Here is a 21,793-nt window from a genome sequence, read left to right on the forward strand (position 1 = left end):
CTGCGGCCAGCGCACGGATAAAACCGGAGAACGGCGACGCCCTGCGGTTTTCCCTTACGGCGTATCAATTTTTTCGCTCCTCCGCCGTTATCGAATGTATCGATCAAATTGGCGCGGCTCGCTTTCCACGAGCCGTGTCCGGCTTTTCCAGAGGTCATTCGAGGGCTGATGATGGACCCGACGCCCGCCCAGCAGTCCGAAGCAGACCCAGCCCCCGCATCCGATGCGCGGGCTGCCGCTTCCCCTGGCCGCCGCATCGGGCTGCGGCTGCAAAGCCTGCTGCTCGTCGCTGCACTGTGGTTTTCGCTCGGCGCGCTCACCATTTGGGACGAACGCGTCGAAATGTCGAATGCCCGCGCTGGGGCGACCGCGCTCGCCGACGCGCTTTCCGCGCATACCGCGCGCGTCATTCGCGAGGCCGAGCAGGTGGCGGCGCTCGTTTCGTGGCAGGTGCAAAACGACGGCGTCTCGATTCCGCTCGCGTACTACGTCGGCAATGGCCTCATCAAGCTCGACGTCTTCGTCCAAGTGGCCGTCATCGATTCACAAGGCTATCTGCGCGCCTCGACGATTCCGGGCTTCACGCCGATCAATCTGTCGGATCGCGAACACTTCAAGATTCACGAGCACAACCCGAGCACGGCGCTCATGATCGGCAAGCCCGTGGTCGGGCGCATAAGCGGCAAGACCTCACTGCAGTTCTCGCAACGCATCAACGCGGTCGACGGACGGTTTCTCGGCGTCGTCGTCGTTTCCGTCGACCCAGCCTACTTCACCGAGCTCTATAACGGGCTGCGCATCGGCAAACAGGGACTCGTCGGCGTCGTCGGCACCCACAACTTCGTTGTGCTGGCACTGCGTTCGGACGGCAACAGTTCGGTCGGCACCACGCTGCCGCCCGACGACGCGCTGCGCCGGGCACTCGCGCGTGCTCCGAGCGGCAACCTGCGCACCGTCTCGTTCGCCAACGGCCGCGACAGCATCGTCAGCTATCGCACGCTGGCGGGCTACCCGGTTGCGGTGGCGGTAGGTTATTCGACCCAGGAATTCCTCGCGCCGTGGCGCACGCGCAGCGTCTTCCTGCTGCTCGCCGCGCTGCTGCTGTCGTGTTTGATCGTCCTCGCCGATCGCCGCACCGGCTCGCTGCTCGCGCGTCTCGCCGCGGCCAACCGCCGCGAGATCGCGAAGTCGGAGCAGCTCCAGCAGGCACGCTCGGACGCCGAGGCCGCGTCGCGCGCGAAGAGCGCCTTCCTCGCGACGATGAGCCACGAAATCCGTACGCCCATGAACGGCGTGATCGGTATGACCGAGGTGCTCGCACGCTCCTCGCTGTCGGCCGACCAAAAGGAGATGGTGTTCACCATCCGCGATTGCGCGTCGGCACTCCTGCAAATCATCGACGACATTCTCGATTTCTCGAAGATCGAGGCCGGCAAGCTCCACCTCGAATCGATACCTGTGTCGGTCGAGGAGGTTGTCGACGGGCTCGCGGCATCGCTTGCCACCGTCGCGCAAGCCCGCGGCGTCGCGCTGCGGACCTACGTCGCCCCCGATCTGCCGCCGCTCGTGCTGGCCGACGACACCCGGCTGCGCGAAATCCTCTATAACCTCGTCGGCAACGCGATCAAATTCTCCAGCGGACGCGAGGCGATACGCGGCAACGTCAGCGTGCGCGTGACGTTCGCCGAGCAGCAAGGCGCCGCCATTCGTTTCGAGATCGCCGACAACGGCATCGGCATGACCGGGCAAACCCTGTCGCAGCTCTTTCGCCCGTTCAGCCAGGCAGAAGCGTCCACGACACGCCGCTTCGGCGGCACCGGCCTCGGCTTGGCCATTTGCCGGCGCCTCGTCTCGATGATGAAAGGCGAAATCACGGTAACGAGCGAGCCCGGCAAGGGCTCCACGTTCGTCGTGACGCTGCCGCTCGCACCCGTGGCCGATGCAGCGCCGCGTTCGTCGCTGGACCTGACCGGCCTCGCCTGCGTCGTGGCGCCCTCGCCCGAGTTCGTCGCCGCCGATATTGCACGCTATCTGGCGGCTGCATCGGCGAACGTGGTCATTGCAACGGACGCCGTCGACGCGGCCGCGCACCTCGCAACGCTCGAGTGCCCGACCGTCCTCATATGTGGCGACGATTACCGTGGCGGGCCGCTGCTGCCCACCGCGGGCCGCGTGACGATCACGCCCACCCGCAGCCTCCTGCAGCATTCGGCCATGGAGCGCATGGTGGCGATCGGCGCCCAGGCACTGCGCCGCCGCGCGCTGCTCGATGCGGTCGCCCTCGCGGCCGGACGCGCCCCGTCGCAAGGCGGCGCGCTCGTCGACGAGAACACGCCACTGGTGGTTCGCACGAGCGCAGGTGCGCATCCTGGCGTGAAAATCCTCGTCGCCGAGGACGACGAGATCAACCGCAAGGTCATCTCGCGGCAGCTCGATTTACTCGGCTACCGCGCGGATATGGCCGTCGACGGGGACGAAGCGCTGCGCATGTGGCGCGAGACCCCCTACACGCTGGTCCTGACCGACTTGCACATGCCGAATCGCGACGGCTACGAGCTCGCGCAGGCGATCCGGGAAGAGGAGTTGCGCGAGCGGCGCAAACGCGTGCCGCTCGTGGCGTTGACCGCGAATGCGATCCACGGAGAGGCCGCCCGGGCCAAAGCGTTCGGCATCGACGATTACCTGACGAAGCCTCTGAAGCTCGTCTTCCTACAGCAAGCGCTGGAGCATTGGATCGCGCCGGCTGGCGCCGCCGAGCCGATGACATCCGCCACACCCGCCGCATCCGCCACAAACGAGCTCCCGCCGGCCACCGCCGCCGTGCCGGCCGCGCCGACAGCGGCACCGCCGGTGCCGGATGATGCCCCGCACCCGGAAGACATCATCGACCTGAGCGCGCTGCGTGCGATCGTCGGCGACGACAACGAAACCGTGCAGGCACTGCTCGGCGAATACGTCGAATGCTCGGCAAGCCTTGCTGCGGAATTGCGTGCTCATCTGGACGCGCGGCGCGCGAATGAAGCGGCAGCGGTGGCGCACAAGCTAAAGTCGTCATCGCGCTCCATCGGCGCGCTCGCGCTCGGCGAACTATGCGCGCGAATCGAGGCCGACAGCAAGCAAGGCATCGATATGTCGTTTACCGAACTGAGCATGCAGTTCGACGCCGCCTACAGTAGTGCCATCGATGCCGCGCACCGTCTGGCGCAATCCTCGCCGGCGGATTCTCCGGGCTGATTACGCCGATCATGGAGCAGCCTGACGCACGCATCGCGCGCGTACAGGTGAGCCCTTGAACCATGCCCCGTCGATTCTGATCGCAGCCGATACCGAGGCCACCGCTCACGGTGTCGCCCGGCGGCTTGCGAGCGAGTTCGGGGGCATACAGATATCGTGCGGCGCGCGGCATATCGTTTCGGACTTCGAAGCGTGCAGGCCCGCCGTGGTCGTACTCGCGTTTCACGAGATCGATCGCGCCGAACGCTGTCTCGCCGCGCTCTACAGCCAAAGCCGCTTCGTGCATGGGATAGCCCATCGGACAATCGCGCTGTGCCGAGCCGACGATCTTGCGCGCGCCTACGCCCGTTGCCGGGATGGCTGCTTCGACGATTATGCGGTTTTCTGGCCGGCCACCAGCGACGAGCCGCGCCTCGCGATGGCCGTCCGTCATGCGCTCCAAGCACTGGCGGACAAGTCGCCCGCGGCCGGCGCCGCGCGATTGATCTCGCAGGCCCGCCGGCTGGCGTGCATCGAGCCCGCGCTTGCGGCCCGCGCGCGACGCTTCGCGCACGAAGTGGACCGCACGCGGGCAGCGGCCGCGAGAGCCGCGCTCGGTGCGGACGACATGGTGCTGAAGCGAGTCAGAAAAATAGGCGAGTCAGTCGATGCGCTTTGCGAAGCCGCGCATACGCTCGCCGGCGCACTCGGCCCGCAACTGCAAGCTGTGCGCAACATCTGCGCGCTCGCCGAGGGCGTAAGGCCGAGCGTGCTCGCCGTCGACGACGACGTCTTTCAGCAAACGCTGATCGCCCGCCTGCTCGACGGCACCCGAGTCGATCTCAGTTGCGCATCGAGTGGCATGCAGGCGCTGCACGCAATGGCACGGCACCGCCCGGACCTCGTGCTGATCGACGTTGCCCTGCCCGACATCGACGGCATCGCGCTCACGCGCGAGATCAAATCGACGCCCGCATTTGCCGAAGTGCCGGTGATCATCGTCACCGCGATGAGCCACCGCTGTGTCGTAATCGAAAGCATAAAGGCGGGCGCCGCGGACTTCATGGTGAAGCCGTATCGGCGCGCAACGCTGCTCGACAAACTGCAGGCCTTGCTGCCCGGGTGCACGGCCTGATCGCAGCGCGGCGGCGGGACCCTTAGCGGCGGGACCCTTAGCGGCGGGACCCTTACGCCCTGATGCGGAACTGCTCGGGATCCTTACCCTTCAGCCAGCGCGGCCGAGGACCGCGGCCACCCCACGTTTGCCCCGTTTCCGGATCGCGGAACTGCGCCTGCTTGGCGCCGGCACTCTTCGCTTTGCGTCGCGAGCCGAACACTTGCTCCGGCGTAAAGTTAAACGCCGCAATGGTCTCCCGGACCGTTTCAAGCGCGGCCTCCGCTTCCGCCAGACGCGCGTTCTCGATTTCGAGATCGAGTTGCTGTTTCTTTGCCAGTAATTCTTTATAGGTCGCCACGAACGAATTCCTCCATTTCTTCAGCGGTGAACGCCACGGATTCTAACGGCCCTGCGGCAACTGTGAAACACCGAACGCAATAAAAATGCACGGCTTTCCTTTCCGGATGGTAAAGGACCTGTCCGTCCGGCGCGCCAGCAATGACTGTGCCCGACAGATCGGGCCGCGTTGGCCGCAAGCGCCTTCGCGATCGCGGCCAACGCCAAAACCACCATTAACACTACGCTGGAAAAAACTGGAGAAAATCCTCGTCACATATGCGGTCTTTATATTTACTCATCGCGCATGCATGCGGGGTATCTCGTCGAAGTCCCCGCGCGCAGCCACGATGCGGCTCGACCGTCGACTTACGCCGCCACGGCCGCCCCGGCCACTTCCGCCGCGACCTCGTCCACCGCTTCGCGTGCAAGGCGCACGATCTCGTCGACGTCCGCGCGCGTGGCAACGAGCGGCGGCGCAAAACCGAGAATGTCGCCATGCGGCATCGCGCGGGCGATCAGGCCGCGCCGCAAAGCGGCGGCCGATACACGCGGTCCCACCTTGAGCCCTGCATCGAACGGACGCCGCTCGCCCTTGTCCGCCATGAACTCGAGCGCGGCCAGCATGCCGGCGCCGCGCACCTCCCCAACGAGCGGATGCGAATCGAAAGCCGCGTGCAGCCGGTCGAGGAGATAGGCACCGGTCTCGGCAGCGTGCTCGGTAATGCACTCGCGCTCGAGAATATCGAGATTGGCAAGTGCCGCTGCCGCGCAGATCGGGTGCCCCGAGTAGGTCCAGCCATGCCCCATCGCACCGAACGCCCGCGACGCCGTCTCGATGACGTCCCACACGCGCTCGCCGACGATCACGCCCGACAGCGGAGCATAAGCGCTCGTCAGTCCCTTCGCGATGGTGATCAGATCCGGCTGAATGCCGTAGTGCTGCGAGCCCATCTTCGAACCGAGCCGGCCGAATCCGCAGACGACTTCGTCGGCAATGAGCAGGATGTCGTGCTTTCTCAGCACCTGCTGGATCGCCGGCCAGTAGCCGGCCGGGGGCGGAACGATGCCGCCCGTGCCCATCACGGGCTCGCCGATGAACGCGGCAATCGTGTCCGCACCCTCGCGCGCGATGAGCTTCTCGAGTTCGTCGACGCAATACGAGACGAACTGCGCCTCGTTCATGCCCGCCGGCGCCTTGCGATACCAGTGCGGACAAACGGTGTGCTTCACCCGCTCGATCGGCAGATCGAAACACTGATGAAAGCTCGGCAAGCCCGTGAGGCTGCCCGTCACGATGCCCGAGCCGTGATAGCCCCGCTCTCGCGAGATGATTTTTTTCTTGTTCGTCCGTCCGAGGACGTTGTTGTAGTACCAGACGAGCTTGATCTGCGTTTCGTTGGCGTCCGATCCCGACATGCCGTAATAGACCTTTTTCATACCCTCCGGCGCCCAATCGACAATGCGCGACGAAAGCTCGATGATCGTATCGGTCGAATGCCCGACGTATGTGTGGTAATAGGCCAGTTTTTTCGCCTGCTCGTAGATGGCGTCCGCCACTTCCGTGCGGCCATAGCCAATATTGACGCAATACAGGCCGGCGAACGCGTCGATATACGAGCGCCCCTCGTGATCTTCGATGCGAATGCCCTTCGCGCCGGTAACGATGCGGCCCGGCAGCAGGCCGCTCGCATGGTCGTGCGCGTGCGTCGACGGATGCATGAAGTGCGCGCGGTCTTGCGCGAAGAGACGGTCGAATTCGGTCATGGTCTTCTCCAGGGAATACGAAAAAGGGGATGCTTCAAATGGCCTGTGCGGCCTCGCGTATCGGCGCCGGTGCTTCGATGCCCGGCAGCCCCAATTGCCCCAGGCAGAAATATTTCGTTTCGACGAACGGCTCGAATCCTTCGGCGCCGCCTTCGCGGCCGAGGCCCGACGCCTTCATGCCGCCGAACGGGATTGGCGCGCCGGTGAACCTGGCACCGTTGACCGAGACCATCGCGAAATCGAGACGGCGGATCAACTGAAACACCGTATGAACGTCGTTCGAGCAGACGTAGGCGGCCAGACCATATTCGGTATCGTTGGCGCGCTCGACTGCCTCGTCGAGCGTGTCGAAGGCAAGCACCGCCGAAATCGGCGCGAAGTTCTCCTCGTCGTACACGCGCATGCCTGGCGCGGCATCGGCAATCACGGTCGGCTCGAAGAACCACCCGCCGAGCGCATGCGGCGCACCGCCCACGGTCACGCGGGCGCCCGCCTGCCGCGCATCGGCCACACGCTCGAGCGTCGCATCGAACGCGGCTTGATGCATGAGCGGACCGACATCGACATCGGGCTCGAATGCGGACCCAACCTTCAGCGCGCGCACAGCGTCGCTGTAGCGGGCGACGAATGCTTCATAGAGCGGGCGCGCGACGAAGATGCGGTTGGCCGCGCAGCAATCCTGGCCCGAGGTCTGGAACTTCGCGGCGACGGCCACACGCACGGCCTCCTCGAGATCGGCGTCGGCCGCGACGATGAACGGGGCGTTGCCACCCAGCTCGAGCGCGATTTTCTTGATGCCCGAATGCGCGGCCGCTCGCGTCACCAGCGCGCCGACGCGCGTGGAGCCGGTGAAGCTGACCGCGCGCACGCGCGGATCGCCGACCAGCGTTTCCATCGCCATCTGCGGCTCGCCCAGCACGACGTTGAAAAGGCCCGGCGCGAAACCCGCCTCTTCGGCCAGTTGGGCGAGCGCAAGCGCCGAGAACGGCGTTTCGTGCGCGGGCTTGACGACCACGGAGCAGCCCGCCCCGATGGCCGCCGCCGCCTTGCGCGTGATCATGGCCACCGGAAAGTTCCAGGGCGTGATCAGCGCGGCCACGCCGACGGGTTCGATAACCGTACCCGGATGGGCATCGTCGATGTGAGTGGCGATGTTGCGTCCTGTCAGCCGTCTTGCCTCATGCGCGAACCACTCGATGAAGCTCGCCGCGTAGGCGATCTCTCCACGCGCTTCGGCAAGCGGCTTGCCCTGCTCTAGCGAGACAATGGCGGCCAGATCCTCGCGGTGCCGAAGCACGAGTTCGTGCCACCGTCCAAGCGCCGCCGCGCGGCGATTCACGGGCGTGAACCGCCACGCTCCGAAGGCGCGCTGCGCCGCGGCTACCGCGGACTCGATCTGCTCCCGGCCAAGCATCGGCACGTAGCCCATGACCTCGCGATCGGCGGGATTGACCACAGCGACCGTCTTCGCATCGTCGCTGTGAACCCACTTGCCGTCGATGTAGCAAAGCGACTTCATCAGTACGGGGTGACCCAATAACATGGCGAGCTCCTTGAATCGTCGATCCATGCAGTCACTTTAGGGGTTGCTTGCCCGCGATATTTTTTGTTCGACGGTGCGGCGATTCTCGTTTTTCTTGTTCGGCGCGCACGGCAACCACGTTTTTTCGGGCGCGTTCCCGCCCACGGTCATTCTGATGCCGCCCGATCGCCCGAAGGGGTGGCCCATGAAGGCATCGCGCCGGGTTCGCGCTTGACCACTTTCGTCACGACGTAGGTGAAGTAGCGTTCGATGCCGAGCTCGTCCGTCAGCAGCGAATCGATGAAGCGCTGGTAGTGGTCGATATCGCGCGATGCGACGTGCATGACGTAATCGACCCCGCCACCCGTCGCATAGCACTGTTCGACCTCGGGCGCAGCCGCCACGCGTTCCTCGAAACGGCGCATGTCCTGTGCGGTGTGGCGCGCGAGCGCGATTTCGACGACGATGCGGCTGCCCTTGAATGCGGCGGCCCAGTCGATATCGGCCCGGTAGCCGCGGATGAGGCCGCTCTCCTCGAGCCGCTTCACCCGCTCCCAGGCCGGGGAAATAGAAAGATTGACCTCTTCGGCGAGACGGGACTTCGTCATGCGCCCGTCGCGCGCGAGGATGCGCAGGATGGCGAGATCGTAGCGGTCGAGCTTGATCGCACTCATGGCGCCGCCACGCTCGTCACGTCGCAGCGCAGCCGGCAGCGATGCCGCGCTCGACCACCTCGGCCACGACAGCGATCGTGTCACCGATCCTGACTAGCCCCGGGAAATGACGGGCTGCCAGCAGGCCGCTTCGACGGGCGCGATACTCGCGCGCTCGCGCGCCCGTTCGCGTGGCGTCATGAATGCGTGCGATCAGCTCGCCGGCCTCGACCGTATCGCCGAGATCCTTGCACATCTCCAGCAGCCCCTCGTGCTCGCTCGTCGTGTAGCAATCGCCATCGGGCATGTCGAGCAGCGTCGTCGTCCGTGCGATTGCGTCGGCACCACGGCCGCGCACGCCAATACCCGCGTTGGCAAGAAAGCCGCGCACGCCGCGCTCGGCGATCCGCACGCTCGATGCGGTGGCCGAGCCGCCGCCGCCGAGTTCGGTGGTGACGAACACCTTGCCCGCCTCTTCGGCCGCCGTATCGAACAGGCCGACGCTGTCGAGTTCGAGCATGCGCATGGAATATGGCGCCCCGAATGCGCGCATCGCGGCTTCGGCGCGCGCCTGCTGAGCCGCGTCGGGCAAGACGTGAATGGCTGCAAAAGGCAGGAGATCGAGCGTGCGCCCGCCCGCATGAATGTCGAGCACGTAGTCGGCGAGCGGCAGCAGGTGCCGCTGAAAATAGTCGGCGATCTTCTCGGTCACGCTGCCGTCGGGCCGGCCCGGGAAGCTGCGGTTGAGGTTGCCGCGATCGATCGGCGACGTGCGGCTGCCCGCGCGAAATGCCGGATAGTTCATGAACGGCACGACGATCACGCGGCCGGTGACCTCGCGCGCCTTCAGCGTGGACGCGAGTTTCGTCAGCGCGATCGGTCCTTCGTATTCGTCGCCATGATTGCCGCCCGTCAACAACGCGGTGGGCCCCTCGCCGCGCTTGACGACCGTGATCGGAATCATCACGGCCCCCCATGCCGATGCATCGTGCGAATACGGCAGCTTCAGAAAGCCATGCTGCTCGCCTTCGGCTTCGAAATCGATCGTCGCTTGAATCGGAGACGCGCGCATGACCGCTCACTCCTTGACGAACAGACGCCGCGGCGTGTTGCAGAATGTCTCGACGCCCGTCTCGGTGATCAGGATGCTTTCCGTGATCTCGAGCCCCCAGTCGTCGAGCCAGAGCCCCGGCATGAAATGGAACGTCATGCCGGGCTCGAGTACGGTCTTGTCGCCAGGCCGAAGGCTCATCGTGCGCTCGCCCCAGTCCGGCGGATAGCTCGCGCCGATCGGATAGCCGCAGCGGCTGTTCTTCTCTATACCGAACCTGGCGAGCACGGCGAAGAAGGCCCGAGCGATGTCCTCGCAGGTGTTGCCGGGCCTCGCGGCGGCCAGCCCCGCCTCGATGCCCTCGACCACGGCGCGCTCCCCTTCGAGAAAGTGCGCGGGCGGCTTGCCGAGATAGACCGTGCGCGATTGCGGACAGTGATAGCGCCGGTAGCATCCCGCGATTTCGAAGAACGTGCCGGCATTGGCGGCGAACGGGGTATCGTCCCAGGTTAGATGGGGCGCGGCGGCATCGGCGCCGGTCGGCAGCAGCGGCACGATGGCCGGATAGTCGCCGCCGTACCCGTCCACCCCGCCGATGCCGGCCGAGTAGATTTCGGCCACGAGATCGTTCTTTCGCATGCCCGGCTCGATGCGCTCGACGATGTGTGCGTGCATCTTTTCGACGATGCGCGCTGCGATGCGCATGTACTCGATTTCCCGTGGCGACTTCACGGCCCGTTGCCAGTTGACGAGCCCCGTCGCATCCACCCACCGGGCGGCCGGCAGGTGACGCGTGAGCGACGCGTGGGCCGCGGCGCTGAAGTAGTAATTATCGAGTTCGACGCCGATGCGCGCCCCGCCCCAGCCGCGCGCCAGCACCACCTCCCTCGACAGATAATCCATCGGATGCCGCTCGCGCGACTGAACGTAGTGATCGGGGTAGCCGACGATTTGCGCGTGGTTCATGAAAACCGTGCGCTTTGCGCCATTGGCGTCCTGTCCGCGCCCGAACCAGACAGGCTCGCCCTCGAGTGCGAGCAGCACGCACTGATGAACGTAGAACGACCAGCCGTCGTAGCCCGTGAGCCACGCCATGTTCGTCGGATCGGAGACGATGAGCAGATCGATGCCGGCATCGGCCATCGCGCGTCGCGTTTTTGCGATGCGCGCGTCGTACTCGGCGCGCTCGAACGGCAGATTCACCTGCCCGCGCACAACATCGTGCGCGCCCCGCTGTTCCTGCTTACGCTGCTCCGGCTCTCTCGTGTGTTCCAGCATGTTTTCCTCTCGGCTCAGGACACTGGTTGCGTTCGTTGCTGCTTCATTCATTGCGAAATGCGAGGCCGGCACCCTGTGCCCGCACACGCTCGAGCGCGAGCGCGGCGATTGCCGTGTCCTGCGCGCCCGTGCCCGTCAAATCGCAGATGGTGACGTCCGACGCGCCGGTGCGCCCAGGCACTTGAGCGGCGATGACTTGCCCCAGCTCGGCGAACGCCGCATCGCGTGGCACGGCACCAGCCGCGATCGCGTGGTGCAGTTCGCCCAGCACCCGCGTTTGCGCGAGCCGATCGCACACGTAGCGTGCAGCCGCCAATGCGGCGGGCGCGATCTCGTTCTTGTGCTCGGCGTCGGAGCCCATCGCGGTGATATGCAGCCCCGGATGGAGCGCACTGGCCTGGACGAGCGGCTCGCAGCTCGGCGTGGTGGTGATCGCGACATCGGCCTGCGCGAGCGCGCCCGGCACGTCCGGCGACACCTCGCAGCGCAGGCCGCACGTATCGGGCAGCTCGGCCAGCTCGGCCGCGAGCGCCTGTGCGGCTTCGCGCCGGCGCGCCCATATCGTCACGGTTGCGATCTCCCGCACGAGCATCAGCGCGCGCAGTTGCAGCCGCGCCTGTTCGCCCGCGCCCAGCAGGGCGACGTGCCGCGCATCGGGCCGAGCGAGCCACCGCGCCGCCACCGCCCCCGCCGCGGCGGTGCGCACCGCCGTCAGATAGCCGTTGTCGAGCAGGACGGCCTCGGTCAAGCCCGTCTTCGCCGAGAGCACGAGCATGAGCCCGTTCAGGCTCGGCAGCCCGATTGACGGGTTGTCGAAAAAGCCCGGGCTGACCTTGATCGCAAACGAATCGAGATGCGGCAAATAGGCTGTTTTCACGTCCACCTCGCCGCGATGCTCGGGCAGGTCGAGGCGCAGGATCGGCGGCATGACGACGGCCTGCGTGGCGAGCGCGGCGAATGCCCCCTCCACGCGATCCACCGCGGCCAGATCGAGCGGCACGAGTTCGCGAAGCGTCGCTTCGCCGACGAGAACGACGGGTTTCATCGGATTGGCTCCGAATGCGCATCGGCCGCTTGCCGCACGATGCGACGATGCAATTCCATGTCGATGTTGGCCCCGGTGACGACGATGACGAGCGGGCCGCACCGTGTATCGCGCGCCGAAGCAGCCGAGGCCGACGCCGACGCCGACGCCGAGACTGCGCCCGTCGATACGGCCGCAATGCCGACAGCGGCCGCCCCCTCCACGACGAGGCGCTCGTGCCGGTATGCATGCACGAGCGCCTCGGCGATCGCCTCCTCCTCGACGAGCAGTGCTTCGTCGATCAGCGCCTGCGTCAATGCAAACGTGAAGCGGTTGGCGAGACCGATGCCGCCGCCGAGCGAATCGGCCAGCGTCTCGAGTTCGTCGACGAGCACGGGTTTGCCCGCGCCAAGGCTCGCATGCATCGCGGCACCGCGGCGCATGGTCACGCCGATGAGCCGGGTATCGGGCGCGCATTGCTTTGCGGCAAATGCGACGCCCGAGAAAAGGCCACCGCCCGAAAGCGGCACGACGATCTGCGAGACGTCCGGCAGCGCCTCCACGATTTCGAGGCCGATCGTCGCCTGCCCCGCGATGACGTGGAGATCGTCGAACGGCGGCACATAAGCGAGCGCCCCGCTCGAGGCCAGCCGTTGCGCCTCACGCTCGGCGTCGTCCTGGCTCTTGCCGACGATCCGCACTTGCGCGCCGAGCGCGCGTACCGCTTCGACCTTGTTGGCCGGAACGAGCGACGAGAGGCATACGATCGCATCGACGCCCGCGGCCCGTGCGGCATACGCCACCGCACAGCCATGGTTGCCCGTGGATGCGGTCACGACGCGTTCGACGCCGCGCTGCGCGAGCGCGGCGATCGCATTCGTAGCACCGCGGATCTTGAAGCTGCCGGTCGGTTGAACCGTTTCGAGCTTCAGGTAAACGGTTGTTCCCGCAACGATCGAGAGGGCTGGCGACTCCACGAGGGGACTGCGGGCGACCCGCCCCTCGAGGCGGCGGCGCGCGAGACAAACGTCGGCAAGCGAGAGCACGGACATGGGCGAGTACACGCGAAGATGCAAAGCAAAGCCGCAACGGTTGCACGATGCCGCGGCGATTCAGTGCTGCCCAGTCTAATGTCCGGCAAAAAGAATCCGATTGTCCTAGTTCATTTCCGGCGCGACACGCGCGATGCGCTCAGTCGACGGCGTGAACCTGCGGGTATTGCTCGAACACCTCGCGCACGGTTTTCAGCGCTTCGGCGAACGCGTCGTCGTCGATCTCCGCGCCGACGCACAGGCGCACGGCGTTCGGCCGCTTCTCCACGCCGCGCACGAGAAACGGGTCGGGCGACGTCACGGCGATATCGCGCTTGCGCAATGCACGCACGAGGTGGTCGGCCTCCCAGTGCTCGGGCACGCGCAGCCAGACCGACAAGGCGTGGGGATGCGCACCCTGCACGTAGTGCCCGAGTATCTGCTTGACGAGCGCCTGCCGGCGCGCGAGACATTCCCGCTGCACCTCGACGAGACGCGCGGCCGTGCCGTCGTCGATCCAGCGCGTGGCGATCTCCGCCATCGGCGAAGTGGCCATCCAGCTCGATACGCGCAGCGTGCTCTCGGTGCGCAGCGCCAGGCGCCTCGGTGTCGCCAAATAACCGATCCGCAGCCCCGCGAGCACGGATTTCGTCAAGCTCGTGCAATAAAAGGAAAGCTCCGGGATCATGCTCGAGATCGGCGGCAACGGCTTGACCGGTAACGGACCGTAGACGTCGTCCTCGATCACGTACACGCCGTAGCGCTCGGCAATCCGTGCAATCGCGCGCCGGCGCGACTCCGGCATCAGCGCCATCGTCGGATTGTTCAGCGTCGGGGTGCACACGAGCGCGGTCACGCGCTCGTTGTCGCAGAGCTCTTCGAAATGCTCGGGATGAATGCCGAACTCGTCGATCTCGAGCCCCTTAAGCGTAAACCCGAGCACGTTCGCCGAGCCGATCACCCCGTGATCGGTCAGGCTCTCGCATACGACCGTATCGCCGGGGCGCACGAGCGAGGCCAATGCGAGAAAAATCCCGTGCGCGGCGCCATTGGTGACGAGCAGCGTATCGGCCGAAGCCGGCATGCCAAGGCGCTCGATCCATGCCACGCCAGCCCGGCGGTGATGCTCGAAACCCGCGATCGGCCGAAATGCGCGGATCCACGGCTGATCCTCGATGCGCGCGAGCGTGGCGCAGACCTGACGCCACCGCGTGTCGTGTTCGGGCGTGTGGATGATGCGCGCAATCGAGAAATCGACGACGGAACGCTCGGCCGTATCGAGCATGTAGTTGGCCATTTTCTCGGTCACGCGCGGAGCGACGAAGCTGCCGCGCCCGACTTCGCAGCGGATCAGACCCTGGCGCTCGAGCTCCTTGTAGGCATTCGTGACGGTCTGCACGCTGATGCGCAGTTCGGCCGCGACATCGCGCTGCGGCGGCAGCCGCGTGCCGGGCCGCAGCAGGGCGCGCTCGATGTCGCCGGCGATGGCCTTCACGAGCCGCTTGTACTTCGATTCCGCGCCGTGCACCGCCTGCACGGCCTCACGCCATTCCTCGATCAAATTCGCCTCCACGGGTGCCCCGACATGGGGCGGCACAATCGCCAATTGGAATTATTGTCCTAGAGCAATGAGGAACAAAAAAATGGCTTTGTATGCTGCACGCACGGCTCGGGCACGGCATCAGGCCTCGACTCCCCTGTCGCGCAGACGGCCGGCGCGTTCGCCGCCGAATGGACTCACCCTCCAACGTACGGGAATGTCATGAAAACCAATCAGTTCAGCCAATTGTCGGGAATGCTCGCCGCCTGTTGCGCCGCGGCAGCCGCGTTCGTTACCTGCATTCCCGCCGCCTCGGCAGAAACCACGCTGCAGCGCATCCAGCGCACGGGTGTCGTGCGCATCGGCTATGCCAACGAATCGCCTTTTGCCTACACCACGCCCGACGGCAAGGTGACCGGCGAGTCGCCCGAAATCGCCAGGAAGATCTTCGCGAAGCTCGGCGTGAAGCAGGTCGATGGCGTGCTGACCGAATGGGGCTCGCTGATCCCGGGCCTGCGCGCGGGCCGCTTCGACGTGATCGCCGCGGGTATGTACATCACGCCCGAGCGCTGCCAGCAGGTGGCGTTCGCCGATCCGCAATACCAGATCCAGGACACGCTGCTGGTGCAAAAGGGCAACCCGAAGAACCTGCACAGCTACAAGGACATCGCGAAACTGTCCGACGCGAAGCTCGCAGTCATGGCCGGCACCGCGGAGGTCGGCTATTCCCAACAGGACGGCGTCAAAATCGAGCAGTTACTGCAGGTGCCCGACACGACGGCGCAGTTGCAGGCCGTACGCGCGCGCCGCGTCGATGCCGCAGTCGGCACCGGCCTGACGATGAAGGCGCTCGCGAAAAAGGACCCCGCACAAGTCGAGATCACGAGCAGTTTCGCCGACGATCCGAAGCACACGGGCTACGGCGCGCTCGCCTTCCGGCAGGAAGATGCCGACCTGCGCGAGGCCGTCAACAAAGCGCTTCACGCCTGGCTCGGCACCCCCGATCACCTGGACACGGTCGCGCCGTTCGGTTTCGACAAGTCGAACCTGACCACGAAAACCGCCGCCCAGATCTGCTCGGGCAAGTAGCGCGGTCGTGCCGGCCGGATCCGACGCAAAAGGCGCCAGCGGCGCAAGCGGAACGGGCGGCACGGGGGCGCGGACGCCAGCGGCCAGCCGTGCGGCCGTTTTCATCCGAACCGAGGGAAATCCGAGGGAATCGTCATGTCAGAACTGCTCCCCTTGCTGCTTCGCGGCACGCTCGTCACCGTCGAGATCGCCGTCGCGAGCACACTGGTCGCCATCGCGATGGCATTCGCCGCGACAGGGGCAAAGCTTGCGCCCTGGGCACCCGTGCGCTGGATCGGGAACGTCTATGTGGAAGTGTTTCGCGGTACCTCGCTGCTCGTACAGCTCTTCTGGTTCTTCTTCGTGCTGCCGCTGCCGCCTTTCAATCTCAACATGACGCCGCTTACGGTTGCCGTTGTCGGCCTTGGGCTGCACTACGGCGCTTATGGCTCGGAGATCCTGCGCGGCGCGCTGCGCTCGGTGCCCGGTGGGCAATACGAGGCTGCCCTTGCGCTCAATCTGGCACCGCTCACACGGATGCGCCGCATCGTCCTTCCGCAGGCAATGATCAACGCATTGCCGCCCGCCACGAACCTGATGATCGAGCTTTTGAAAGGCACCTCGCTCGTTTCGCTGATTACTCTGTCGGATCTGTCGTTCCGCGCGCGACAACTGGATGAGGCAACGTTCAAGACGGCCGAAATTTTCGCGCTGACGCTCGTCATCTATTTCGTCCTGGCGCAGCTGCTCGCCGGCGTCATGCGCCGCTTCGAGCGGCGTGTGAGCCACGGCAATCGCGTCGCGAGCGGAGCCGCCAAATGAACGATATCAACCGCCTCTTCGATCTCGGCTATGCCGAACGCATCTTTCCGGCACTCGTGCACGCGTCCCTCTACACGATCGCCATCACCCTTGTGGGCTTCGCGATCGCGCTCGTGCTCGGGCTCGTGTTCGCCGTGCTGCGGCGCAGTGCCATCAAGCCCGTCTCGTACACGGTCGGATTCATCGTCGAATTCATTCGCAGCACCCCGCTGCTGATCCAGGTCTACGTGCTCTTCTACGTGCTGCCGGTGTACGGCGTGACGATGTCCGCATTGACTGCGGGCACCCTCGGCATCGCGCTGCACTATGCGTGCTACACGTCGGAGGTCTACCGCGCAGGGCTGAACGGCGTGCCGCCCGGGCAGTGGGAGGCCGCCTGCGCGTTGTCGCTCTCGCCGTGGCGCACCTATCGCGGCGTCGTGCTGCCGCAGGCTGTGCGTCCGATCATCCCCGCGCTCGGCAACTATCTCGTTGCGATGTTCAAGGACACCCCCGTGCTCTCGGCCATCACGGTGGTCGAACTGATGCAGCAGGCGAAGAACATCGGCTCCACCACGTTCCGCTATCTCGAGCCGATCACGCTCGCGGGCCTCTTCTTCCTGATCCTCAGCGTGAGCTTCGCCGCACTCGTGCGGCGAGTGGAGCGCGCAGCGAGACTGCCATGAATACGCCCGATGACGTGCAGCTGTCCGGCCCCACTCCCACCACTTCAGTCACGGAGCAACCGATGAAGCGAGACGACGAACGCGCCCTCGGCAAGCGCGACCGCGCGCTGCCGCACGAGCCGGCCGTGCAGCCCGCGCCGATGGTGCGGCTGTCGAAAGTCACGAAGCGCTACGGAGCACTCACGGTGCTCGACGAGCTCGATCTCGACGTCGCGCCCAACGAGAAGGTAGCGATCATCGGGCCAAGCGGCTCGGGCAAATCGACGCTATTGCGCGTGCTGATGACACTCGATCCGCTGACGAGCGGCGTCATCGAGATCGAGGGCGAGCCGCTTACGCACATGCACCGCAACGGCAGGCTCGTGCCGGCTTCGCCGCGGCATCTGCGCGCCGTGCGCAGCAAGATTGGCATGGTGTTTCAAAGCTTCAATCTGTTCCCGCACATGAGCGCGCTCGACAATACGATCGAGGCGCCGATGCACGTGCTCGGCATGAGCCGCAAGGAGGCCATCGAGAGGGCGAAGGACCTGTTGTCGCTCGTCGGCCTGGCCGACAAGTGCGATCATTACCCGTCGCAACTTTCGGGCGGCCAGCAACAGCGCGTTGCGATCGCACGCGCGCTCGCGATGCGCCCGAAGGTCATGCTGTTCGATGAGGTGACTTCGGCGCTCGACCCCGAACTGTGCGGGGAAGTGCTCAACGTAATCCGCAAGCTCGGCGAGGAGCACAATCTGACGATGCTGATGGTCACGCATCAGATGGGTTTCGCGAAGGAATTTGCCGACCGCGTCTGCTTCTTCTCGCAGGGAAAGATCATCGAGCAGGCACCGCCACAAACGTTCTTCTCGGCACCGCAGCACGAAAGAACGCAGCAGTTTCTGCGAGCGGTGCGCGAATCGCTCTGAAGAAACGCGGCGCCGTTGCAGGTCGACGATTCAGCGCGCGGGCCACTTCCAGGGTGGAAGGTCGAGCGCGTCGGCATCGACGATCTGCGTCGCACCGAGCACCTTTTCGAGCACGATCGACCGGCTTTCGGCCTCGCGTTCGAGTGCGGCCACGAGCCGCGCCGCGTGCGAGACCACGAGCACCTGCGAATGGCGCGAGGCCGCCGCGACGAGGCGCGCCAGCGCGGCCAGCAGATCGGGATGCAGGCTCGTTTCGGGCTCGTTCAGTACGAGCAGCGCGGGCGGGCGCGGGCTCAGCAATGCGGCCACGAGCAACAGGTAGCGCAGCGTGCCGTCCGACAGCTCTCCGGCTTTCAGCGGGCGTAGCAAGCCGTCTTGATGCATGACGAGTTCGAAACGGCCCTCATGGCTTGTTACCGTCACGCGCGCGCCGGGGAATGCATCGTCCACGGCCGCGTCGAGCGCGTTGCCATCTCCGATTTCGCGGATGGTCTGCAACGCGGCTGCAAGGTCCGCACCGTCGTCGGCCAGCACCGGCGTGTGGGTGCCGATTTGAGGCTGCCGCGCAGGCGCGTCGGCATCCGTGCGGAAGTGATCGTAGAACCGCCACGAGCGGATCTGCTCGCGCACCGCGATCATTTCCGGCGCGCTTTTCGGATCGGCGAATTCGGTCAGCATGCTGTCGAAGCTCGCGACGGGCTGCGCAACCGTCCACCATTCCCCGTGTTCTACGCGGGTGCGGATCGTCGCACCCTGTCGGTCCACGAGCAGCGCCGAAGGCCGCAACAGCGGCCCGTTCCAAATGCATTCGCGCTTGATGATCGGGTCGAGCAGAAACTGCGAGCTGCTTGGCTGCGGCAGACCCAGATCGATCGCGTAACCGAACGCATCGCTCGCGAAGCCGAGGCGCAGGCTCACGGGGTCCTTGCGCACGGTGGGCTGCGCCGGCTGCTCGCCCGCGCGCACCGCACGCGAGAACCGATCAGGGCCGGCCCACAACGTCGAATGCAGTCCGCCCTCGCGGGCCAGCGAAGGAATGACGCCGCCTTTGGCCGTCAACGCGAGAAGCCGTAATGCGCGATAGAGATTCGATTTTCCGCTGCCGTTGGGCCCTGTGACGATATTGAGCGCACCGAGCGGCACGATCAGCTCGCGCAGCGAGCGATAGTTGGCGATGGCAAGCGCTGTCAACATGATCCTCTCCGTTATGCCGACCGGCGCCGACTGCGCGCGGGCTGCTATCGATTGTAGCGCTGGCTGCCGCACCTGACGGACCCGTGCACGTCGAAAGCACGTTAAGCGGCCCCGGGGGCCGATCCGCGCTCGCGAGCGGGGTGCACGCGTTCGCGCGAAGCCTGCGGCAGTCGCGATAGCAACGATGACTCGGCATGTTTGCCCAACGCGACTCGCAAATGCGCGAACCGCCGGGCGATGAATATTTCGCGCCTGGACACTCGATTTCGCCGCCCTGAAACGGTACATGAACGCGTCCGACTATCCTGCTCGACTTCACTCGAGCGGCGCACCGCAGAACGCACCGCTCCTTTATCACCTTCCTTAACTCAACAGAGGACTCCCACTCCATGGTCAAGTCTGTTTCATCCCCTGCTTCCGCGCACGCCGTCTCCCCCGATCACATCGCCATCGACATAGACGCGCTCGTCGCCACTACCTCCGGCACGAGCAAGCGTCGTCCCGACTCGCCGCTCTCCTCGCGCAGGTCGAGCAGCGCCTCCGGGAATATGCCTGCCACCGATTCGCCCCAGCCGCGCAGCGCGACATTGCTGAAGATGCAGGGCCGGATGATAGAACACGTGAACCGGCAATGGGTGAGCGAAGGCAAGAAGGATCGGAGCGCCGCAGCGCGCACGAACCTCGCGTTTCTTCAGCGCGCCATACCGCACCTCTTGGAAGCCAGGCGAACCACGCAATCGGACCACCTGGAGCAGGTCAAGGCGCTGTTGTCCGTCGACCAGCTCAAACAGCCCAGCGCGGCAAAGGCGACGCTTCGGCGCGGCGCCGACGGCAGCCTGAGCTCCGGTGATCCGTTCATCGACGCGGTGCTCAAATTCGTCGACGCGAAGTACCCCGGCGAGCTCGCCCGGCTCGGCGTACCAAACGGTGCTTCGCTTTCGCTTCCCCTCGAAGCGGCAGTGTTGCTGCAGGCGAAGCAGTTCGAATACGGGTGCAAGGTACGCCAAATCGATGTCGACGACTCCGAGCAACCGATTTCAGTCGATATCGATCTGAAAACGTACACCGCGAGACAAGCCATCAAGAACGGCGCACGAGGATTTTCCGAGGGCGCGCGGCTCGACCTCGACCTGAGCCGGCTCCGCGCCGATTCGACCCGCGAGCACCCGGACGCAGCACCGGCGGCCGCAAAGGCGTCACCCGACGTTCATCCATTCGCATTCCTGCAGGATGTGGCCTATCGTGTCGAAAGCGATCACGGGCCGCTGAAGCAATTGATCGAACGGGCCTTCAACGATCATGAGCCGGCGCACCTCTGGCCCGCCACGCTTGAATTGCGGGGGCGCCTTGGTGCCCATGCCGTCAATACCGTATTCAACCAGAAAACATTCGACTGGCAACTCGGCGCGGCAATGGCGTTGAGCGTCATTGGCAGTTCGGCGATCGCCGGCGCAATCGATCAATGGGCCATCAAGCCCGAAACGAAGATGCTGGACCGCAAGCTGGGGAAGAAGCCCGCGCTCAAAGACTTCCTGGAAGTGGCCTCGCAGTCGGTCGTACCGATGCCGGCTGAAATCTTCGACTCGGGCATCGTCAAGCGCATCATCGAAAAGCTGAGAGGCAACAGCTTGTTGCCCGAATCTCGCGAAGCGTTCATCGACGACATGAAGGACGCCGCAACATCCGGCCTGATCGCCGCGCTGGGGTCGGTGCTAAACAACGCAATGCAGCTTTCGAAGAGCGGCTTAGCAATAGCGGGGGGCACCGCGACCAACGCGCTCGCGACCGCCACATCGGCGGCGATGGCGCCGCTCGAAGTGGCACACGCTCAAAACGAGATGGTAGCCGGCGTTCTCCAACAACGCAGGAACGCCTTCTTCAGCACGCCCGAGGCGGGCCCGGCGTCGTTGAATCGCGCGCAGACTGCAGCCGCGCTGGCGAAAGAGGTCGATCGGGACGTTCAAGGCGCGCTCGACACAATGCCCGGCGTAAGCCAGACGATCACCTCGATGGGCATCGGACAGGTGCTTAGCCTAGCCGCCAACTTCGGTGTCTTCATGCCGCTGGCACGTGCGCATTTGATCTCCGAAATGGTGCTGAAGATCGGCAACATCGCCACGAATACGCCGACCGAAGTGCTAAGCCTCGGCACAGGCATTCTCACGAGCAAGTTCGGGCGCCTCGGCTTCACGAGCGATGCGAACAAGGAGCGCCTCATCGCCGCAATGATCCTCGACAAGGCGCGTCAGCGTATCGACAACATCAATGAGGGCAAACCGGACGAATCCGTGAAGATCACCGAGGACGAATTGCGGAAGATCGAGCATCCGGGCATCGAATTGACGTTCACCACGGGCAAGAAAATCACGGACCTGATGAACGCCACGGTGGACTTGTTCGCTCGGATGGCGGGACGTGAACCGACTCTGGCCGAGCGCGCAGCCCTTGCCAACGCACGCCCGACGATCGAAGAGGTCTGAAGCGGTCCGAGATCGGGTTCAGACATGCCCCGGCGCTGCCTGGGGCATGTCCGCGACTCACGAGCGGGCGCGCGGGCACGAGCGGCGAGCGACGAGCATCGCCGACGAACCATTGCGCCCGCTGGTT

At 65.4% G+C, this 21,793-nt stretch carries 17 protein-coding genes; 7 read left to right on the forward strand and 10 right to left on the reverse strand.

What is annotated here, in order from left to right; genetic code table 11:
- The first annotated feature begins 168 nt into the window (after window positions 1-168).
- Complete coding sequence (locus U0034_RS21945; RefSeq protein ID WP_085224810.1) at window positions 169-3,234, forward strand: ATP-binding protein; 3,066 nt, start codon at window positions 169-171, stop codon at window positions 3,232-3,234.
- Between the two features lie 55 nt (window positions 3,235-3,289).
- Window positions 3,290-4,348, forward strand: coding sequence for a response regulator (locus U0034_RS21950; RefSeq protein ID WP_085224808.1), 1,059 nt, complete (start codon window positions 3,290-3,292; stop codon window positions 4,346-4,348).
- Between the two features lie 52 nt (window positions 4,349-4,400).
- Here the strand turns inward: U0034_RS21950 and U0034_RS21955 are convergent, their stop codons facing one another.
- The 9 genes from U0034_RS21955 to ehuR form a co-directional block, all read right to left on the reverse strand.
- Window positions 4,401-4,688 carry an H-NS histone family protein gene (locus tag U0034_RS21955; protein ID WP_170151689.1) on the reverse strand — a complete coding sequence of 96 codons (288 nt, stop codon included), beginning with the start codon at window positions 4,686-4,688 and terminating at the stop codon, window positions 4,401-4,403.
- A 347-nt stretch (window positions 4,689-5,035) separates the two neighbouring features.
- The gene (locus U0034_RS21960) at window positions 5,036-6,433 is read right to left on the reverse strand and encodes an aspartate aminotransferase family protein (protein WP_085224806.1); all 1,398 of its coding nucleotides are present in this window, start codon (window positions 6,431-6,433) and stop codon (window positions 5,036-5,038) included.
- A 34-nt stretch (window positions 6,434-6,467) separates the two neighbouring features.
- Entirely contained in the window at window positions 6,468-7,976 is a 1,509-nt protein-coding gene (locus U0034_RS21965; RefSeq protein ID WP_085225444.1) for an NAD-dependent succinate-semialdehyde dehydrogenase, read from the reverse strand.
- A gap of 146 nt (window positions 7,977-8,122) precedes the next feature.
- Entirely contained in the window at window positions 8,123-8,620 is a 498-nt protein-coding gene (locus U0034_RS21970) for an Lrp/AsnC family transcriptional regulator (protein ID WP_085225442.1), read from the reverse strand.
- 25 nt (window positions 8,621-8,645) lie between these two features.
- Window positions 8,646-9,680 (reverse strand): N(2)-acetyl-L-2,4-diaminobutanoate deacetylase DoeB, encoded by a 1,035-nt coding sequence (gene doeB / locus U0034_RS21975; RefSeq protein WP_085224804.1) that lies wholly within the window; start codon window positions 9,678-9,680, stop codon window positions 8,646-8,648.
- Between the two features lie 6 nt (window positions 9,681-9,686).
- Window positions 9,687-10,937 carry an ectoine hydrolase DoeA gene (gene doeA, locus U0034_RS21980; RefSeq protein ID WP_085225440.1) on the reverse strand — a complete coding sequence of 417 codons (1,251 nt, stop codon included), beginning with the start codon at window positions 10,935-10,937 and terminating at the stop codon, window positions 9,687-9,689.
- A 43-nt stretch (window positions 10,938-10,980) separates the two neighbouring features.
- Window positions 10,981-11,982 (reverse strand): cyclodeaminase, encoded by a 1,002-nt coding sequence (locus U0034_RS21985; protein ID WP_085224802.1) that lies wholly within the window; start codon window positions 11,980-11,982, stop codon window positions 10,981-10,983.
- On the reverse strand, window positions 11,979-13,013 hold the full coding sequence (gene eutB / locus U0034_RS21990; protein ID WP_085224801.1) for a hydroxyectoine utilization dehydratase EutB: 1,035 nt from the start codon (window positions 13,011-13,013) through the stop codon (window positions 11,979-11,981). Before eutB ends, U0034_RS21985 begins: the two co-directional genes overlap by 4 nt.
- Before the next feature lie 139 nt (window positions 13,014-13,152).
- Window positions 13,153-14,553, reverse strand: a complete 1,401-nt coding sequence (gene ehuR, locus U0034_RS21995) for a MocR-like ectoine utilization transcription factor EhuR (RefSeq protein ID WP_085225438.1) — start codon at window positions 14,551-14,553, stop codon at window positions 13,153-13,155.
- Window positions 14,554-14,787: 234 nt separating this feature from the next.
- Between ehuR and ehuB the strand changes: the two genes are divergently transcribed.
- The 4 genes from ehuB to ehuA all read left to right on the forward strand — a co-directional run bounded on the left by ehuB (window position 14,788) and on the right by ehuA (window position 17,992).
- Window positions 14,788-15,621, forward strand: coding sequence for an ectoine/hydroxyectoine ABC transporter substrate-binding protein EhuB (gene ehuB, locus U0034_RS22000; protein ID WP_102622885.1), 834 nt, complete (start codon window positions 14,788-14,790; stop codon window positions 15,619-15,621).
- 135 nt (window positions 15,622-15,756) lie between these two features.
- On the forward strand, window positions 15,757-16,422 hold the full coding sequence (ehuC, locus tag U0034_RS22005; RefSeq protein ID WP_085224797.1) for an ectoine/hydroxyectoine ABC transporter permease subunit EhuC: 666 nt from the start codon (window positions 15,757-15,759) through the stop codon (window positions 16,420-16,422).
- Between the two features lie 5 nt (window positions 16,423-16,427).
- Complete coding sequence (ehuD, locus tag U0034_RS22010) at window positions 16,428-17,087, forward strand: ectoine/hydroxyectoine ABC transporter permease subunit EhuD (RefSeq protein WP_199187039.1); 660 nt, start codon at window positions 16,428-16,430, stop codon at window positions 17,085-17,087.
- Window positions 17,084-17,992 carry an ectoine/hydroxyectoine ABC transporter ATP-binding protein EhuA gene (gene ehuA / locus U0034_RS22015; protein ID WP_085224793.1) on the forward strand — a complete coding sequence of 303 codons (909 nt, stop codon included), beginning with the start codon at window positions 17,084-17,086 and terminating at the stop codon, window positions 17,990-17,992. Before ehuD ends, ehuA begins: the two co-directional genes overlap by 4 nt.
- Window positions 17,993-18,022: 30 nt before the next feature.
- On the opposite strand, the gene U0034_RS22020 is transcribed toward ehuA, so the two are convergent.
- Window positions 18,023-19,186, reverse strand: a complete 1,164-nt coding sequence (locus U0034_RS22020) for an AAA family ATPase (protein ID WP_085224791.1) — start codon at window positions 19,184-19,186, stop codon at window positions 18,023-18,025.
- A gap of 389 nt (window positions 19,187-19,575) precedes the next feature.
- Here U0034_RS22020 and U0034_RS22025 point away from each other — a divergent pair, with 389 nt between their 5' ends.
- Window positions 19,576-21,666, forward strand: a complete 2,091-nt coding sequence (locus U0034_RS22025) for a hypothetical protein (protein ID WP_139831110.1) — start codon at window positions 19,576-19,578, stop codon at window positions 21,664-21,666.
- Window positions 21,667-21,793 lie beyond the last annotated feature (127 nt).

Source organism: Trinickia caryophylli, assembly GCF_034424545.1.
In the GTDB taxonomy this organism is placed as follows: domain Bacteria; phylum Pseudomonadota; class Gammaproteobacteria; order Burkholderiales; family Burkholderiaceae; genus Trinickia; species Trinickia caryophylli.

Coding starts and splice junctions, on each gene's coding strand:
- U0034_RS21945 (WP_085224810.1), top strand. CDS start 169: ATGATGGACCCGACGCCCGCCCAGCAGTCCGAAGCAGACCCAGCCCCC.
- U0034_RS21960 (WP_085224806.1), bottom strand. CDS start 6,433: ATGACCGAATTCGACCGTCTCTTCGCGCAAGACCGCGCGCACTTCATG.
- U0034_RS21965 (WP_085225444.1), bottom strand. CDS start 7,976: ATGTTATTGGGTCACCCCGTACTGATGAAGTCGCTTTGCTACATCGAC.
- doeB (WP_085224804.1), bottom strand. CDS start 9,680: ATGCGCGCGTCTCCGATTCAAGCGACGATCGATTTCGAAGCCGAAGGC.
- doeA (WP_085225440.1), bottom strand. CDS start 10,937: ATGCTGGAACACACGAGAGAGCCGGAGCAGCGTAAGCAGGAACAGCGG.
- U0034_RS21985 (WP_085224802.1), bottom strand. CDS start 11,982: ATGAAACCCGTCGTTCTCGTCGGCGAAGCGACGCTTCGCGAACTCGTG.
- eutB (WP_085224801.1), bottom strand. CDS start 13,013: ATGTCCGTGCTCTCGCTTGCCGACGTTTGTCTCGCGCGCCGCCGCCTC.
- ehuB (WP_102622885.1), top strand. CDS start 14,788: ATGCTCGCCGCCTGTTGCGCCGCGGCAGCCGCGTTCGTTACCTGCATT.
- ehuC (WP_085224797.1), top strand. CDS start 15,757: ATGTCAGAACTGCTCCCCTTGCTGCTTCGCGGCACGCTCGTCACCGTC.
- ehuA (WP_085224793.1), top strand. CDS start 17,084: ATGAATACGCCCGATGACGTGCAGCTGTCCGGCCCCACTCCCACCACT.
- U0034_RS22020 (WP_085224791.1), bottom strand. CDS start 19,186: ATGTTGACAGCGCTTGCCATCGCCAACTATCGCTCGCTGCGCGAGCTG.
- U0034_RS22025 (WP_139831110.1), top strand. CDS start 19,576: ATGGTCAAGTCTGTTTCATCCCCTGCTTCCGCGCACGCCGTCTCCCCC.